This window comes from Paraburkholderia tropica, assembly GCF_900109265.1.
In the GTDB taxonomy this organism is placed as follows: Bacteria; Pseudomonadota; Gammaproteobacteria; order Burkholderiales; family Burkholderiaceae; genus Paraburkholderia; species Paraburkholderia tropica.
Genome location: NZ_FNZM01000026.1, coordinates 72,254 through 87,083 on the forward strand (window position 1 = coordinate 72,254; position 14,830 = coordinate 87,083).

The window sequence follows — 14,830 nt, forward strand, 5'->3', positions numbered from 1 at the left end:
ACTGTCAGGTCACTGGATCACGCTTGATTCGTCACCCAGCGTCAATGCCCAATGCCGGCGGGCAGCAACGTTGTCTGCCGTGCCCAATCTGGCTTCGCAGGTCTCCACTGCACAAATCGGCACTGTCAGGTTGCTGGAGGTGTAGCAGTAGAATAAAGCGATGAAGAAGACGAAATCGCTTTATCACGGCCACCGCTTCCCCGCTATCGTCATCAGCTGCGCCGTTCGCTGGTACTTCCGGTTCAGCCTTGAGCCTGCGCGGGCGCGACGCCGCGGCATCGCCGCCGTTCGTGGCGCCGGAATCCCGCGCGACTCCGGCACGCCTGCTCGCGTGGCTATGTCAACCGTGGACAAACGGCCGGCTGCTGCGCTGCAAGGGCTACCTGTGGGCCGCACACCGCCATGCCGAGATTGGCATGCTGGTGCAGACGGGCGGACGGTTCCAGTGGGGCTACGTCGGCCGCTGGTGGCGGTTCGTCCCGCAGTCAGACTGGCCGCGCGACGACTATCGCCGCGACGGTGTGCTGAACAGATGGGAGGAGCCGGTCGGCGATTGTCGGCAGGAGATCGTATTCATCGGGCAAGCGATCGATTGCGAGCGGTTGCAGCATGAACTCGATGCGTGCCTGCTGACAGTCGAGGAAATCAACTCTGGACCGGGATCGTGGGGGCGGCTTCCGGAAGCCGACGCGTTCGACGCTCTCTCGGCCATTTAGCGACGGAGTTGAAAGCGCCCCTCGTTTTACCGGGCGGGCTTGCTAGTCCCGTAAGACGCTGCAATGACAGGTCTAATCTGCCAAGGCATTTGCATGTTTCTATGTCGCTAACTGCTCTTAGCGATAGAGCTGTGTTTTATTCACAAACTACCGTTTTACAAGACGCGCCTCATGACGGCCCCCGGTGCTACCATAACCAGCCCGTTCGCGCTGCCAACCCTTCCGATGCAGGATTTCGCTATTCCATGCAGCATGCCCGACGCCGCGTCCCTAGCCGCACTGCGCGCCTGGTATGCGGGAATGGGATCGCGTGACGCGGTCGTGCGCTTTTGCCCCGATGCGCTCGGGGAAGGCGGCTCGGCACGCGGCATTCTCGGCCGCATCCGGCGACAGATCGCCGACTTTGCGCACAACCGCCACAGGGACGATCTGGCTGCGTTGTTCCGGTGCGCGGTCGCTGAGCGGACGCGTCACGCCAAAACCGTCGCCCGCGCGCTGGAGATCCTGGGGTATCTGCCCATTCCGCAGCCGCGAGTCAGCGACCCGGTCAGTGCGTGGTTGCCGACCCGGGCGGTTTCAGCCTTGCAAGCCTGCGGCATCAACACGCTGGCCGAGCTGACCGTGCGCATTCCCCGACGCCGTCGCTGGTGGATTGCCATCCCCGGACTCGGCATCAGAAGCGCACGGAAAATTGAGGTCTTCTTCGCCTCGCATCCGCAACTGACCGAGCGGGCCCGTGCTCTCGTCGCGGTCGTGTCGCCCGAGCCGGTCGTACCTGGGAGCGAATCCATCTGTCGCATGAGGTCGACGGCTCGCACGGCACCTTCCGAGCGCCACAGAAGATGTGCGCGCTCGAAGCCAGCAACGACTACGAGGCAATCGGCGCCTGGCTTTGTTTGCACGAAGCGGCGCAAACGCAGCGCGCCTATCGCCGGGAAGCAGAACGACTGCTGTTATGGGCCATCGTCGAGCGTGGCAAGGCACTGTCGCCACTGGCCACCGAGGATGCCACTGCCTACCGCGCCTTCTTGCGGCATCCCGCACCTCGCGGCCGCTGGGTCGCCCCGGCGCGTCCGCGATCCTCACCAGAATGGCGTCCTTTTACCGGACGGCTGTCACCGCGGTCGATTGCCTATGCGATATCGGTCCTCGGTGCAATGTTCCGCTGGCTGATCGAGCAGCGCTATATGTTCGCCAACCCTTTCGCCGGGCTCAAGGTGCGAGGGGCCCAGCGAGTTGATGCCATGGGTCGTTGCCCATCAGTTTCGCGCTAGCGACTGAGCTTCAGCGTCCGTCGTCAAGACGGTCGTCGCGACGCGCTTACCCACTAACGGACACTCAGACAGGAGCAATGTCAGATTGAGGTGGTCGCGCAAAATCGGACGGCGGGATAAGTGGAACGGCCGGGGCCTGAGCCAGCGATAATGCAGGCAAAGGAACTGAGGAAATGACGAAACGAACCCGACGCACGCACTCAGCGGCGTTCAAAGCGAAAGTAGCCCTGGCGGCAGTCAAGGGCGAGCGCACGCTCGCCGAACTGGCGCAGCAGTTCGATGTGCATCCGAACCAGATCACGGAATGGAAACGGCAGTTGCAGGAGCGCGCGGCTGACGTGTTCGGTGCGGTCGGCCCGGTGTCGAGCTAGGCACCGGTGGACGTGAAGACCCTGCACGCCAAGATCGGCCAACTCAGCCTGGAAAATGATTTTTTTAAGCGGTGCGCTCACCAAGGCGGGATTGCTGAGCGCAAAGCGATGATTGACCGTGGCCATGCGTTGCCGGTTTCGCAGCAAGTCCGGCTTGTTGGTATCGCGAGATCGAGCGCGTATTACCGGGCGCGGCCTGTCAGGGAAGTCGATCAACGCCTGATGCGCCGGATCGACGAACTGCATCTGGAGTTCCCGTTTGCCGGTGCACGAATGCTGGTGCGCCTGCTGCGCCGGGAAGGCCACGAGGTCGGCCGCCGCCACGTGCGCACGCTCATGAAGTGCATGGGCGTGGAGGCGCTGTACTGCAAGCCGAGCACGAGTCGACGCAACGCGCAGCACAAGGTCTGGCCGTATCTGCTGCGTGGCATGAAGATAGAGCGGGCCAACCAGGCTTGGGCACTCGACACGACCTACGTTCCCATGGCGCGCGGCTTCGTGTATCTGACGGCGGTGGTGGACTGGGCCAGCCGCAAGATCCTCACGCACCGCGTAGCGATCACGCTGGAGGCCGTGCATGCCGTTGAAGCGCTGGAAGAAGCGTTCGCCCGCTATGGGCACCCCGAGATCGTGAACACCGATCAGGGCAGCCAGTTCACAGCGGGAGCCTTCACCGGGGCGGTGCTCGGCCGGGGCATCCGGCTGTCGATGGACGGCAAAGGCGCCTGGCGCGACAACGTGTTCGTCGAGCGCGTGTGGCGCAGCATCAAGTACGAAGAGATTTATTTGAGAGCCTACGAGTCGGTCAGCCACGCCCGGCGCTCCATTGGCCAATATATTGAGCTGTACAACCGCAAACGTCCTCATTCGAGCCTGGCGGATCAGACGCCCCATGAGGCATACTTCGCGACGCTGCCAGCGATCAAATCGGCAGCATGATCGCCCCGGATGCTCCACTTAAAATCTCCGGACCCTGTCCGAACAAGCGGCGCCACCTCTGTTCAACCATTATTTTGCTCGCGATTTTTCCTAACGTGTAAACTTTATTTTGAGCATTAAAAATGAGGGGAAACCGATGACGGAAGATCAAGCATGGAACGCTGGCAGTTTCGCCGGGGGGGCTCTATGCCTAGATTTCGCGAATACGCAGGGCGGCCGGGACAAGACGAGAGACGAGGAGCGCTTGACCAACTACCGGGCAGCGGTGGCTTGGGCCTCCGCAGCCGGCGCGGTTTCCGGGAACGAGGGTAGGCGTCTGCGCGCGATGGCGGTGCAGGCTCCAGCCGAAGCCGCGCACAACCTCGAGCAATTGCGACTTTTTCGCGAAAGTCTGTATCGGCTACTCTCCGCACTAGCGGCCAACCGTGTGGTGGAGCCGGCGGATGACGTCGTTTTGCGAAGTGCCGTCGCCGCAGCGGTCAGTGTCGCTCGTTTGGAGCGGCGTCCAGACGGGTGCGATTGGCAGATCGACACGGATAAAGCTGGCCTGAATACGTTGTCGAACCGCATCGCATTAGACATTCAGCAACTTCTACTCAGTAGCGAAATGCCCTACGTGAGGGAATGCGAACGTTGCACATGGCTATTCGTAGATCGTTCCAAAAACAAGCGCAGGCGGTGGTGCAAGGCTGAGACTTGTGGCAATCGGGCCCGGGCGTCAAGGCACTATCAGCTAACGAAAGCCTGAGCGCCAGTAGCGGGCGGAAGAGTCGAGATGCTAGACGAGGCTTGGGCTTTCAGCGCTGAGCGGCCGCTTTGAGGCAAACCAAAGGTCCGGAGTGGGTCGGTTCCGGGCGTCAGCGTCGGGCGGAACTCGGCCAGTTTCTGCCGCTCGGCTGAGACAGCCAACGGTCACTCGAATGACCGGTTTGAATGGGAACAGACGGACATTAAGTTGCCACGTGATGGCGGGTGCCACCAAGGCAGCCTGTCGATTCACGCCACCCCGGTGCACCTACCTGAAAGATTTCAGTGGAATGGGTGGCTTCTGGCTCTCCAAGCTGCGGCAGCCGAGATAGTACTGTATATTTATACAGCATGGAATCTCTCAACAAAGTGGGCCGGAGCCGTGACAAAAACGACCTTGTAATAGGCCGAAGTCACGGTGCCGCCGCTCGCACGAGCATTTGGCGCCAAATTTCCCGTCGCACCCGCAAAACGTCTCGTGGGCGCGCTCACGCGAATGTGATACAAAGCGGGCATACGAAATCCGGGGATAATGCAAAAGGCTTGGACGTCATCCATGATAAAAAGCCGCGCGAGACAGTTGGTCGAACCACTGTCGCCAGGTTCCGTATGCAGTTCCAAGCAGCCGCCTATGCAGCGCTAGAGATCCTGAGCGGCAAAGAGATCGACCGGGTCTACTGCGACTATCACGACGATTTTGTCGTGCGCAGAACCGTAGCGGGTGTTGTCGACTACCACTTCTTCCAAGTGAAGACCAAGGGCAAGGCAAACCAGCAATGGGATGTCGCGGAGGTGTTCGCTCTCAAGAAGACAGGTGCGCTGGATACGGACGAGAAGTTGGAGGCGGTCCGCAACAGCATCGCCGGCAAGCTGTTCATGCATACCGTCGAATTCGGCGACCAGTGTCGTGAAATCACGGTTCTTAGCAACGTTCACTTCAACGACGATGTTCACGGCGTCGTCACTGACCTTTCCGCCGGCACGTCCAGCAAGAAGTACATCCGTCAGCTCATCGAAAAGTTCGCGGAAATCATTTCACCCGAGAGTCCACTGTCCTCCGAGCAGATTGATGCGGCTCGAAAGAAACTCTCCTTGCTGCCGAACGTTCAATACATCGGCGATACGCTCGAAGCCTTCAGTATTGCCGCGCACAATGCAATCTGGAGGCACAGCGAGATTGAGCTGCATCAACACGAGATTGAACGCCTCGCAAGAAGCTTGGTGACGCTTGTCGAGGAGAAGTCCTGCTCTCCCATCGGAGGGCTATCCAAAGCTGACATCGATCTAGCAACTGGGGTCGGCCTAGGAGACCTGCTTGACGTCCTGAGCATTCGCGCGCGAACTCAACGCCGTGTTTGCGGCGCTGCCCGCGAAACGTCAGACCCTGTTGTTTTCCGCCACTTTCACCGACGATATCCGCACCATGGCCGCGGGCATTCTGCGCAGCCCGGTCGATATCAGCGTCAGCCTGCCCAATGCCACGGCCAGCCGGATCAAGCAGTGGGTGGTGCCGGTGGACAAGCGCAACAAGCCCGATCTCTTCATGCACCTCGTGGCGCGGAACCACTGGAAACACGCGCTGGTGTTCGTCAAAACCCGCAACCGCGTGGATTACCTGGCGGCCATGCTCGACGAAGCGGGCTATGCGGTCGACACCATCCGCGGCGACAAACCGCAGCCCGCACGCTTGCGTGCGCTGGAACGTTTCAAGACGGGCGAAGTGCAGATGCTGGTGGCCACCGATGTCGCCGCGCGCGGGCTCGATATCGACGATCTGCCGTTGGTAATCAACGTCGATCTGCCGATCGTGGCGCAGGATTACGTGCATCGCACCGGCCGCGCGGGCGCGAGCGGCGTGGCGGTTTCGCTGGTATGCGCCGACGAAGCGCCGCAACTGGCCGCGATCGAAGCGCTGATCCGGCAAACGCTGCCTCGCGAAGAGGAACCGGGTTTCGAAGCCGATCACCGCGTGCCGCAAACCAGCACGACGGGCGAGATCGTCAAGAAACCGAAAAAGCCAAAGAACCCAAAGTGCCGCAAGCCGCGCCGGTCGCCGCGAAAGCGCCTGGGAAGAAGCCGCGTCCGCAAACTGGCGAGAACAAACATAAGCCCGCTGTGCAGCGCGCGACTACCGCGGATTACGACTTAAGCCCCGTGGACGCCAGTTTGATCAGCGGTAGCCCGTTCAGCGTGAAAAAGCCGCGCAGCAAACCCGCTGGCAAGCCGAATGCGGGTTCGTCGCGTAAGCCGGCTGCGGGTTCGCACAAGCCGGCGGGCAATCGCGGCAAACGCTAAAGCGGATCGGTGAGATGAGCGCGCGGCCGTTGCCGTCGCGCAGCGGGAGCTACTGCGTTTAGTAGCCCCACGGCCACCAAAATCGCCTTTTCGATCGACCTTGTAGCCCAAAGGGTACAAATTCAAGAATGCATTTTGTAGCACATAGGCTACAATAAATCTCATTATTCCGATTTATGATGCCCAGGGGCTACATATGACCACGCTCGCGGATGTCGGCGAGATGCTGAAAGAGGCTCGACGCGAGGCCGGACTTTCGCAAAAGGAACTGGCGGAGCGCGCCGGCGTCGCGCGCACGACGCTCGCGCGCATGGAAACACTCGCGCGCGGCGACATGAGCGTTTCCGCGCTCGCGCGACTGCTCGAAGCGGCGGGCTACGACCTGCGCGTCGTCAAGCGCGGCCATCGGCGCACGCTGGACGACGTGCTGAACGAGCAGCGCCACGCCGAGGGCCAGTAACGTGCGCCTCCACGTCTACACGCAAGGCAAACGGGTTGCCGATCTTTATCGCCAGGCCGACGACTACGCGCTGCGCTACACCGCCGACACCAACGCCGGCGATTTCGTCAGCCTGACGATGCCGGTTCGCGAAGACGCCTGGGTGTGGCCGCGCGACCTGCATCCGTTCTTCCGGCAAAACCTGCCCGAAGGTTTTCTGCTGCAAGTGATTCGCGAGGAATTCGGTCCGTATCTCGACGGCACGGATCTCTCGCTGCTCGCCGTGATCGGCGGATCGGGCATCGGCCGCGTGACCGTCGCGCCCGAAGGCGGCGCGCCGGGCGGCGCACTCGATCCGCTCGATCTGAAAAGCCTGCTGCACGAGGACATCACCACCGCGCATTTCGCCGAACTCGTGCGCTATTACGCGCGCGCCGCCATTTCGGGCGCGGTGCCGAAATTCCTCGCGCCGGAAGCGTCCGCGGTCGACACGCCCGTGGGCAAGCAAACGCTGCGCACCAGCCAGCACATCGTCAAAGGCTCCGACGAGCAAACGCCGTATCTGGGTTTCAACGAACATTATTCGATGCAGGTGCTGGCCCGGCTGGGCGTGGCGCGCGTCGCCAAAACCACGATGTCGGACGACGGTCGCCTGCTCGTGGTCGATCGCTTCGATGTCGACGAAACGGGCAAGCCGGCGTTCGGCGTGGAAGACGCCTGCAGCCTGCTCGGCCTGCCGCCGCACGAGAAGTATCGTCCGTCGACGGAACAGGTTCTCAACGCCACCAAGCCGTATATCGGCGCGGCCAACTGGCGGCAGGAAGCGGAGCAACTCGGCTGGCTGCTGCTCGCCAACTATGTCGTGCGCAACGCCGTCTGCCACGCCAAAAACATCGCGCTGCTCTACTCGACTATCGACGACGTGATCTACACGCCCGCCTACGACATCGTCACCACCGAGGCGTATCCGCGTTTCGCGAACAATCCGCCCGGCCTGAGCGTAGACGGCCGCAAGACATGGGCGCCCGGCAAGACGCTCGAACGCTTCTTCAACACGCGGCTCGGCATTGCGCCGAAGCGGTATCGCGAGATGGTCGAAGCCTTGTGCGACTCGGCCGTATCGACGGGCAAAGATATCGTCGAAGCGGCCAGGAACGAAACGCGCTGGCACTGGATCGCGAAGCAGATGCTGCACGCGTGGAACGAAGGCATGGCGTCGCTACGCAGCGCCAAGCCGCAAGTGGCGTTCAAGGCGCTCACGCCGGTGATCGACGCCGCGGGTTTTTCGGACGCCGATAAAGCCGAGGCCGCGCGAGACGTGATCGGCCGCTCCGAATTGATGGCGAATCACGGCAAGAAGGGCTGAAGCCCGAGCGCGGCGCTCACGCCGTTCAAGTCGCTCGACGCTTTTGCGTGCGCGCCGAGATGGCGATATGCGGCAACAGCCAAACCGTCAAGCACGCCAGCACCATCACTATCGCCACGCCCAAAAGCGATGTTTCCACCGCATGCAGGAGCGCGCCGCGCGCGAGCGCCAGCAACGCATCGCCGGCCAATCCCGCGCGATCCGCCTGCGCCGCAAACCGCGCGGCGGCCTGCGTGGACATCAGCGTCTGCGGATCGTGCAACCCCGCCATCCATTGCGCGTGCGCGGCGGCGGCCTGCCCGGTCAACGCGCGATCCAGACCGGCCACGTAGAAGTGGCGGATGGTCGTTCCCGCGACCGCCGTGCCCAGCATGCCGCCCACCATGCGCGACGACTGGATCAGCGCCGTGGCAATGCCCAGACGCGTGGTGCCGGCCACTTGCTGCACGAACACGGTCAGGTTCGGCATGACGAAGCCGATGCCGACGCCCGCCGCCACCATCGCCGCGACGAACGCCGCGCTATGCCGATTCCCGCCGACACACGCGATCGTCGCGCACGCCGCGCCGAGCAGCCCGAAGCCGAGATAAAGCAGCAGATTGGGCCGTTTCAGGCGCGTCACGATGCGCGTATTCGCGATCGTTCCCACGGTGATGCACACCACCATCGGCGTTACCACCACGCCCGTCTCGCTCGCATCGAGTCCCACGCCGCCTTGCAACAGCAACGGCACGTAGAACAGCAACGCGAACATCGCGACGCCCATCAGCATCGATAACACCAGCAGCACGAGCGTCGCGCGATCTTTCAGCAGGCCAGGCGGAATGATCGGATCGGCGGCACGGCGCTCCTCGCGCGCGAGCCATCCCAAGCCGATCGCCACCATCAGCGCATAGAGGCCGACGTGCGCCGCGCTTCCGGTCCCGCTGCCCATCCCGCTTCCGGCCGCTTCGACAAGCAGTTGAAACGCGCCGAGCGCGAACGCGATCAGCAATGCGCCGCGCCAGTCGGCGTTCAGGCGCTGGCGCCGCACGTGACGAATATGCGGCAAATGCCGCGCCGCGAGATACAGACTCACGACGCCCACCGGCAGATTGACGAGGAACGCCCAGCGCCATCCGTAATGCTGGCTCAGAAAGCCGCCAAGCGACGGACCGACCGCGTTGGCGAGACCGAAGGCGCTCGAAAACAGCACCTGCCAGCGCAATCGACGCACAGGGTCGGGAAAGAGATCGGGGATCGACGCGAAGCAGGTGCCCACCAGCATGCCGCCGCCAACGCCCTGCAACGCGCGGCACGCGATCAGCATCGGCATGGAACTGGCCACGCCGCACAGCACCGAAGCCAGCGTGAACAGCACGATGGCGACGACGATGAGCGGCTTGCGCCCGAACCAGTCGCCGAGCCGCCCGAACACCGGCACCGTGATCACCGAAGTCAGCAGATACGCCGTGGCGACCCATTCGTAGAGATCGAAGCGTTGCAGATCGGCGACGATGGACGGCAGCGCCGTGCCGACCACGGTTTGATCGATGGCGACCGTCATGACGACGCTGGACAAGCCCAGCATCGCGAGCAGCGACTGGCGGAACGGCCGCTCGCTGGCTTGCGGCTGCGCTTGTGCCGCCGCTTTCGCCACAGCCTGTGCCGGGGTTTCGGTTGTCGTTGCGTGCGCCTCGGTCCCCGGCGTGGCGCTCATCGTGCAGCGTCCAACGGCGACGGTTTCGCGTTGCGCGCGAGATGCTTTTGCCACGCGATACCGGCCAGCGCCACATCCTGCAAGCCGATGCCGACCGCTTTATACACGACGATATCGTCCGCCGATGCGCGGCCCGTGGCGCGGCCCGCGAGTACGTCGCCGAGTTCGACCGTGTCGTTCCAGTCGAACGTGCCGGGCTTCACGAGCAGCAAATCGCCCGCTTCTTCGCGCGCCTGCTCGCGCAATTCCACGACGATGCGCGACGCCCGCGCGATCAGCGTGTCGTCGAGTTCGCGCGTATGCGGCAGGCTCGAACCGATCGCGCTCACGAGCGCGCCCGGCACGACCGCGTTGCCGTCGAACAGCGCGCCCGTCGCGCGCGTTGCGGTCACGATCACGTCCGCGCCGCGCACCGCATCGTTTGCTTCGCATACCGAGGCTTCGATGCCGCGCGTGGAACCGGCCGCCATCACCGCCGCTGCGAGTTCGCGCGTGCCCTCCAGCCCGACGATGCGAAACGAACGCAGCTTCGTATGCGCGGCCAATGCCAGCGCATGAGCGCGGCCCTGCACGCCGGTGCCGAATACGGCAACGGTACGCGCGTCCGGCTTCGCCAGTGCGCGCACTGCCACCACCGTGGTCGCGGCGGTGCGCAAGCGCGTGATCGCGTTCGCATCGAGCGTGGCGAGCAAGCTGCCGTCCACGGTCGAAAACAACACGATCGAAAAATTGAATTGCCCCGCAATCGTCGAATACACCTTCGCGCCCGCCACGCCCAGTTCGGGCATGACCGCGCCGAGCGTCGACAGCTTCACGCCGCCCGCTTCGGTCCGCACGCGGCGCTGCACGGCCGCGTGGCCGTTGGCGAGATCGCGAAAGCCGCGTTCGAGTGCCGGAATGGCATCGTCGATGGTGATCAACTCGTCGATCTGCGCATCCGTCAAATGAATCATGAAGTCTCCCGTTCTTGATGCAAGGATTGCGTTTCGGCTTCGTGCTGGAACGTGAAGCTGTCTGTGTACAGATGGTCGATGCTCGCGCCGCGCTGAAGAAACCGATGCCGCGCGTCGTCGATCATGGCGGGCGAGCCGCACAGATACACCGCGTGCTCGGAAAGATCCGCGAAATCCTCGCAAACCGCGTGCTGCACGTAGCCGCGCCGCCCGCTCCAACCTTCATGCGGACGCGACAGCACCGGCACATACTGAAATTCGTAGAGCCGCGCGCCCCACTGCTGGATTTCGTCGTGCAGATAGAGATCGGCTTGCGTGCGCGCGCCCCAGTAAAGCGAAACCGGCGGACAATCGGGATCGTCCATCAACGATTCGAGAATCGCCTTGACCGGCGCGAGACCGGTGCCCGTTGCGACCATCACGAGCGGCCGATAGTCTTCGGCGTGAAAGCGGAAAATGCCGAGCGGCAGTTCGACGTCGAGCGCATCGCCCGCACGCAGCGCCGACAATCCGCCATCGGTAAAACGCCCGCCCGGCACGCGCTTGATATGAAAGTCGAGCGCCTGCGCGCCCGCCGCGGACGCCATCGAAAAACTTCTGCGTTCGCCGTTTTCCAGCAGCACGTTCATGTACTGGCCGGGATTGAACTTGAGTTCGAGCGATTCGGGCAACGCGACGGCAAGCCGCCGCACGTCCGGGCCGAGCACGCTCACGTCGATCACGCGCGCCTGCACCACGGTTGGCGCGGAGACGTCCGCGCCCGCTTGCGCCGCGCCGATCAGCATGTCGCTGCGCGCGCGCGCCTGACACGCGAGCGCGTAGCCCGCATCGGCTTCTTCCTGCGAAAGCCCGAACGGAAATTCCTCATACTCGTGCGCGCCGCGAATCACCTTCACGCGGCAGGTGCCGCAGCCGCCCAACTGGCAATCGTGCGGCAACGCCACGCCCGCGTTCGACGCCGCCTGGAGCAGCGATTCGTCGGCCTGCGCCGCGAAGCGCTCGCCGGTTTCCGCGATCTCAATCTGATAGATCATCGTGCCAATCTCTAACGAAACAGGGGACGCGCCCGCCGCCGCGCGGCGGACGCATTGCCGCAATCGCGACGGCGTTATTTCTTGATGTCGGCTTCCACGAGCACGCGCTGCCCGCTCGCCGCAAGCAGCGCCTGCAACGCTTCAAGCGCCGCGAGACCGCATTGCGTGTCCTGCTCGCCGTTGCCGCCGCTCAGGCCCACGCCGCCGATCACCTCGTCGTTCACGACGATCGGAAAGCCGCCGACGAACGCCGCGAAGCGCCCTTCGAAGCTCAGTTGAATGCCGAACGCCTCGTTGCCCGGCAAGGCGGGACCGTTGGGCGCTTTCGTGAACAGATGCGTCGAGCGCTTGTGGCCGGCCGCCGTGAACGCCTTGTTCCAGGCGATCTGCGGACCGGTGATGCGCGCGTCGTCCATGCGTTCGAGCACGAGCGGATAACCGCCCGCATCGACGATACACACCGACTCGGGAACATTGATGGCCTGCGCGCGTTCGAGCGCGGCGCGCGCCATGGCGCGGGCTTCGGTCAGTTCGAGTTTGAAGATACTTTTCATGAGGCGTTTTCCGTGCGTTTTCTGCGTGTTTTTCGATTCACGATTGCGTCGATATCGCGCGAGGATGAAGCGTTCGCCCGATATATCCGCATTAAAGGCCGTCGCGTTATAAGCCACGATAAACCGTCTTGATCTGCGTATAGAACTCCAGCCCCGCGCGGCCCGACTCGCGGAATGTCGAGGTGCTCGAACGCTTCAAGCCGCCGAACGGCGCGTTGACCACGTTGCCCGTGGTGGTGCGATTGATCTTCACCGTGCCCGACTCGATCTCGTCGGCGAAGCGGTGCATATAGCGCGGATTCGACGTCGCGATGGCCGCCGAAAGACCGTATTCCGTGTCGTTGGCTTTCGCGATGGCGTCGTCGAAATTCGTCACCGAAACAATCGCCAGCACCGGCCCGAAAATTTCCTCGCGATAGATACGCGCGTTTTCCGGCACATCGGCGAATACGGCGGGCGTGACGTAATAGCCGTGTTCGAAGCCTTCGCCCGTCAACTGATCGCCGCCGATCAAATGCGTCGCTTCCTGCTTGCCGGACGCCACGAAACCGAGCACCGTATCGAGTTGCTTGCGATTCGCGAGCGGACCGAGATCCATGCCGGGCGTGACGCCGCTGCCGATCTTGAGTTGCTTCACGCGCTCGACCAGCCTGGCCGTGAACGCTTCGCGCACCGCTTCGACCACCAGAATGCGGCTCGTGCCCGTGCACGCCTGGCCGCTCAGCGAGAAACCGCCCTTAACCGCGAGATCGACGGCGCGCTCGAGATCGGCGTCTTCCATGACGATGAGCGGATTCTTGCCGCCCAGTTCCATTTGCGTGCGCGTGGTGATCAGCACCGAGCGATGAATGTGCTCGCCCGCGCCCGTCGAACCCGTGAACGACACGGCGCGCACCACCGGCGACTCGGTGATGGCCGCGCCGATATCGCCCGCGCGGCCCGTGATGTAGTTGAGCACGCCCGCCGGAATGCCCGCTTGCACGAACGCCTCGGCAAGCCGATAACCGATCAGCGGCGCATCCGACGAAGGCTTGAAGACCACCGTGTTGCCGGCCATCAGCGCGGGCGCGATCTTGCGCGCGGGAATCGAGATCGGGAAATTCCACGGCGTGATCACGGTGACGACGCCCAGCGGTTCGCGCTGCGTGTACACGAGTTGCTCGGGATCGTCGCTCGGGAAGGTTTCGCCCGTAAAGGTCTGCGCTTCGACCGCATAGAAGCGCAGCACCTGCGCGGAACGCAGAATTTCGTCGCGGCTTTGCGCGAGCGGCTTGCCTTCTTCGCGCGTCAATTCCAGCGCGAAAGCGTCGGCGTTCGCTTCCAGCCAGTCGGCGGCCTTGTTGACGATCTTCGCGCGCGCGGACACCGACATGCGGCGCCATTTCGCGAATGCCGTCGATGCCGCGCTGATCGCGGCCTGCGCGTCCTCGACCGTCGATGCCTGAAACTGACCGACGAGATCGCGCGTATCGGCGGGATTGATGTTCGGGAAGGTCTTGCCGCTTACGCTGGCAGCCCACTCTCCCGCAATCAGATTCTTGAATACCGTCGCGATTTCGCTCATGACATTCACACTTTATTGATTAGTTATGCCAATCGATGACGAATCTATCGCCATCGATTGTGCGGAACGGCCAGCGCTAGTTTCCGGCCTCTATAACCTCAAGGATTCCTGATGATTACGCTTGACCGCTTATGCTGCGAGGCCGAGTTCGGGCAGCGGGATTTCCTTCTCGACGTAGTCGTAGTAAAGCGCCGTGGTGTACAGCAGACGCATCTGCGCACCGATCTCGCAGATCTTCAGGCAACGCTGCTGCAACTCGGGCGTGGTGGCGTTTTCCAGCACGATCTGGTAGCCGCGCTCGCCGTGGATTTCGTCCGAGACGATATGCAGGTCGAAGAATTCCACCTCTTCGTCCGTGAACTGGTACTGCTCGCGCAGCGTGGGCGTCTGCTTGCGGTAGATCGACGGCACCTGCGATTCCAGCCCGACCACCAGCGCGGCCACCGCCACCACCGGGTCTTCGCGCATCGCCACCGAATAGCACCACGCCTGCAGGCCGCGCGTGGTGGGCGACATGTTGTCGGGGTTGGTGACGCGCTCGCGCGTGGTGCCGCAGGCTTCGGCGAAACGGATCAGCAGGTCGGTGTGACGGTCGCCGCCAATTTCTTCCTCGTACATGTTGGCGAGGAGGAAGTCCTTGGCCTCGGTCATGTGGTCGGGCGTGCGGGCGTAGAGGTAGGCGAGATAGTCGGCGAAGGGGCCGACATAGTGATAGTGGTTTTCGGCCCAGCGTGCGAGATGCGCGCGGGAGAGCTTGCCGCTCGCCCAGGCGACGCTGAAGGGCGCCTTGTTGGCGCTCTTGCCCTTGATCGCTTCTTCGAGCGCGCTGCGGAATGCGTCGCGGTTCATGAGTTCGGCCATCTTCGTTTGCTCCTGATC

The 14,830-nt window shown here is 63.1% G+C and carries 9 protein-coding genes and 6 pseudogenes; 9 read left to right on the top strand and 6 right to left on the bottom strand.

Annotation, left to right across the window (positions count from 1 at the left end; genetic code table 11):
• Positions 1-160 precede the first annotated feature (160 nt).
• From BMY06_RS40360 to BMY06_RS33500, 9 genes and pseudogenes are all read left to right on the top strand, one after another.
• Positions 161-250, top strand: a pseudogene (locus BMY06_RS40360) (IS6 family transposase); the annotation flags it as partial.
• 64 nt (positions 251-314) lie between these two features.
• Positions 315-716 (top strand): annotated as a pseudogene (locus BMY06_RS33460) (CobW C-terminal domain-containing protein); the annotation flags it as partial.
• Positions 717-941: 225 nt separating this feature from the next.
• Positions 942-1,942: pseudogene (locus BMY06_RS33465) on the top strand (phage integrase family protein); the annotation flags it as partial.
• Between the two features lie 221 nt (positions 1,943-2,163).
• A pseudogene (locus tag BMY06_RS33475) lies at positions 2,164-3,300 on the top strand (IS3 family transposase).
• Between the two features lie 136 nt (positions 3,301-3,436).
• Positions 3,437-4,048 carry a CGNR zinc finger domain-containing protein gene (locus tag BMY06_RS33480; protein ID WP_074987287.1) on the top strand — a complete coding sequence of 204 codons (612 nt, stop codon included), beginning with the start codon at positions 3,437-3,439 and terminating at the stop codon, positions 4,046-4,048.
• 608 nt (positions 4,049-4,656) lie between these two features.
• Positions 4,657-5,232: pseudogene (locus BMY06_RS40710) on the top strand (dsDNA nuclease domain-containing protein); the annotation flags it as partial.
• Between the two features lie 145 nt (positions 5,233-5,377).
• Positions 5,378-6,342 (top strand): annotated as a pseudogene (locus BMY06_RS33490) (helicase-related protein); the annotation flags it as partial.
• Positions 6,343-6,538: 196 nt separating this feature from the next.
• Entirely contained in the window at positions 6,539-6,802 is a 264-nt protein-coding gene (locus BMY06_RS33495; protein ID WP_074987288.1) for a helix-turn-helix domain-containing protein, read from the top strand.
• 1 nt (position 6,803) lies between these two features.
• Entirely contained in the window at positions 6,804-8,147 is a 1,344-nt protein-coding gene (locus BMY06_RS33500) for a type II toxin-antitoxin system HipA family toxin (RefSeq protein WP_074987289.1), read from the top strand.
• Positions 8,148-8,172: 25 nt separating this feature from the next.
• Here the strand turns inward: BMY06_RS33500 and BMY06_RS33505 are convergent, their stop codons facing one another.
• From BMY06_RS33505 to BMY06_RS33530, 6 genes are all read right to left on the bottom strand, one after another.
• Positions 8,173-9,846, bottom strand: coding sequence for an MFS transporter (locus BMY06_RS33505; RefSeq protein ID WP_080180635.1), 1,674 nt, complete (start codon positions 9,844-9,846; stop codon positions 8,173-8,175).
• Positions 9,843-10,799, bottom strand: a complete 957-nt coding sequence (locus BMY06_RS33510) for an ornithine cyclodeaminase family protein (protein WP_074987291.1) — start codon at positions 10,797-10,799, stop codon at positions 9,843-9,845. The genes BMY06_RS33505 and BMY06_RS33510 overlap by 4 nt, the downstream gene beginning before the upstream one ends.
• The gene (locus tag BMY06_RS33515; RefSeq protein WP_074987292.1) at positions 10,796-11,833 is read right to left on the bottom strand and encodes a 2Fe-2S iron-sulfur cluster-binding protein; all 1,038 of its coding nucleotides are present in this window, start codon (positions 11,831-11,833) and stop codon (positions 10,796-10,798) included. Before BMY06_RS33515 ends, BMY06_RS33510 begins: the two co-directional genes overlap by 4 nt.
• 74 nt (positions 11,834-11,907) lie before the next feature.
• Positions 11,908-12,387 (bottom strand): GlcG/HbpS family heme-binding protein, encoded by a 480-nt coding sequence (locus tag BMY06_RS33520; protein ID WP_074987299.1) that lies wholly within the window; start codon positions 12,385-12,387, stop codon positions 11,908-11,910.
• A gap of 106 nt (positions 12,388-12,493) precedes the next feature.
• Positions 12,494-13,951, bottom strand: coding sequence for an aldehyde dehydrogenase family protein (locus BMY06_RS33525; RefSeq protein WP_074987293.1), 1,458 nt, complete (start codon positions 13,949-13,951; stop codon positions 12,494-12,496).
• A 129-nt stretch (positions 13,952-14,080) separates the two neighbouring features.
• Positions 14,081-14,812: an iron-containing redox enzyme family protein gene (locus tag BMY06_RS33530; protein ID WP_074987294.1), complete on the bottom strand. Its 732-nt coding sequence runs from the start codon at positions 14,810-14,812 to the stop codon at positions 14,081-14,083.
• Positions 14,813-14,830: the final 18 nt, after the last annotated feature.

Coding starts and splice junctions, on each gene's coding strand:
- BMY06_RS33480 (WP_074987287.1), top strand. CDS start 3,437: ATGACGGAAGATCAAGCATGGAACGCTGGCAGTTTCGCCGGGGGGGCT.
- BMY06_RS33495 (WP_074987288.1), top strand. CDS start 6,539: ATGACCACGCTCGCGGATGTCGGCGAGATGCTGAAAGAGGCTCGACGC.
- BMY06_RS33505 (WP_080180635.1), bottom strand. CDS start 9,846: ATGAGCGCCACGCCGGGGACCGAGGCGCACGCAACGACAACCGAAACC.
- BMY06_RS33510 (WP_074987291.1), bottom strand. CDS start 10,799: ATGATTCATTTGACGGATGCGCAGATCGACGAGTTGATCACCATCGAC.
- BMY06_RS33515 (WP_074987292.1), bottom strand. CDS start 11,833: ATGATCTATCAGATTGAGATCGCGGAAACCGGCGAGCGCTTCGCGGCG.
- BMY06_RS33520 (WP_074987299.1), bottom strand. CDS start 12,387: ATGAAAAGTATCTTCAAACTCGAACTGACCGAAGCCCGCGCCATGGCG.
- BMY06_RS33525 (WP_074987293.1), bottom strand. CDS start 13,951: ATGAGCGAAATCGCGACGGTATTCAAGAATCTGATTGCGGGAGAGTGG.
- BMY06_RS33530 (WP_074987294.1), bottom strand. CDS start 14,812: ATGGCCGAACTCATGAACCGCGACGCATTCCGCAGCGCGCTCGAAGAA.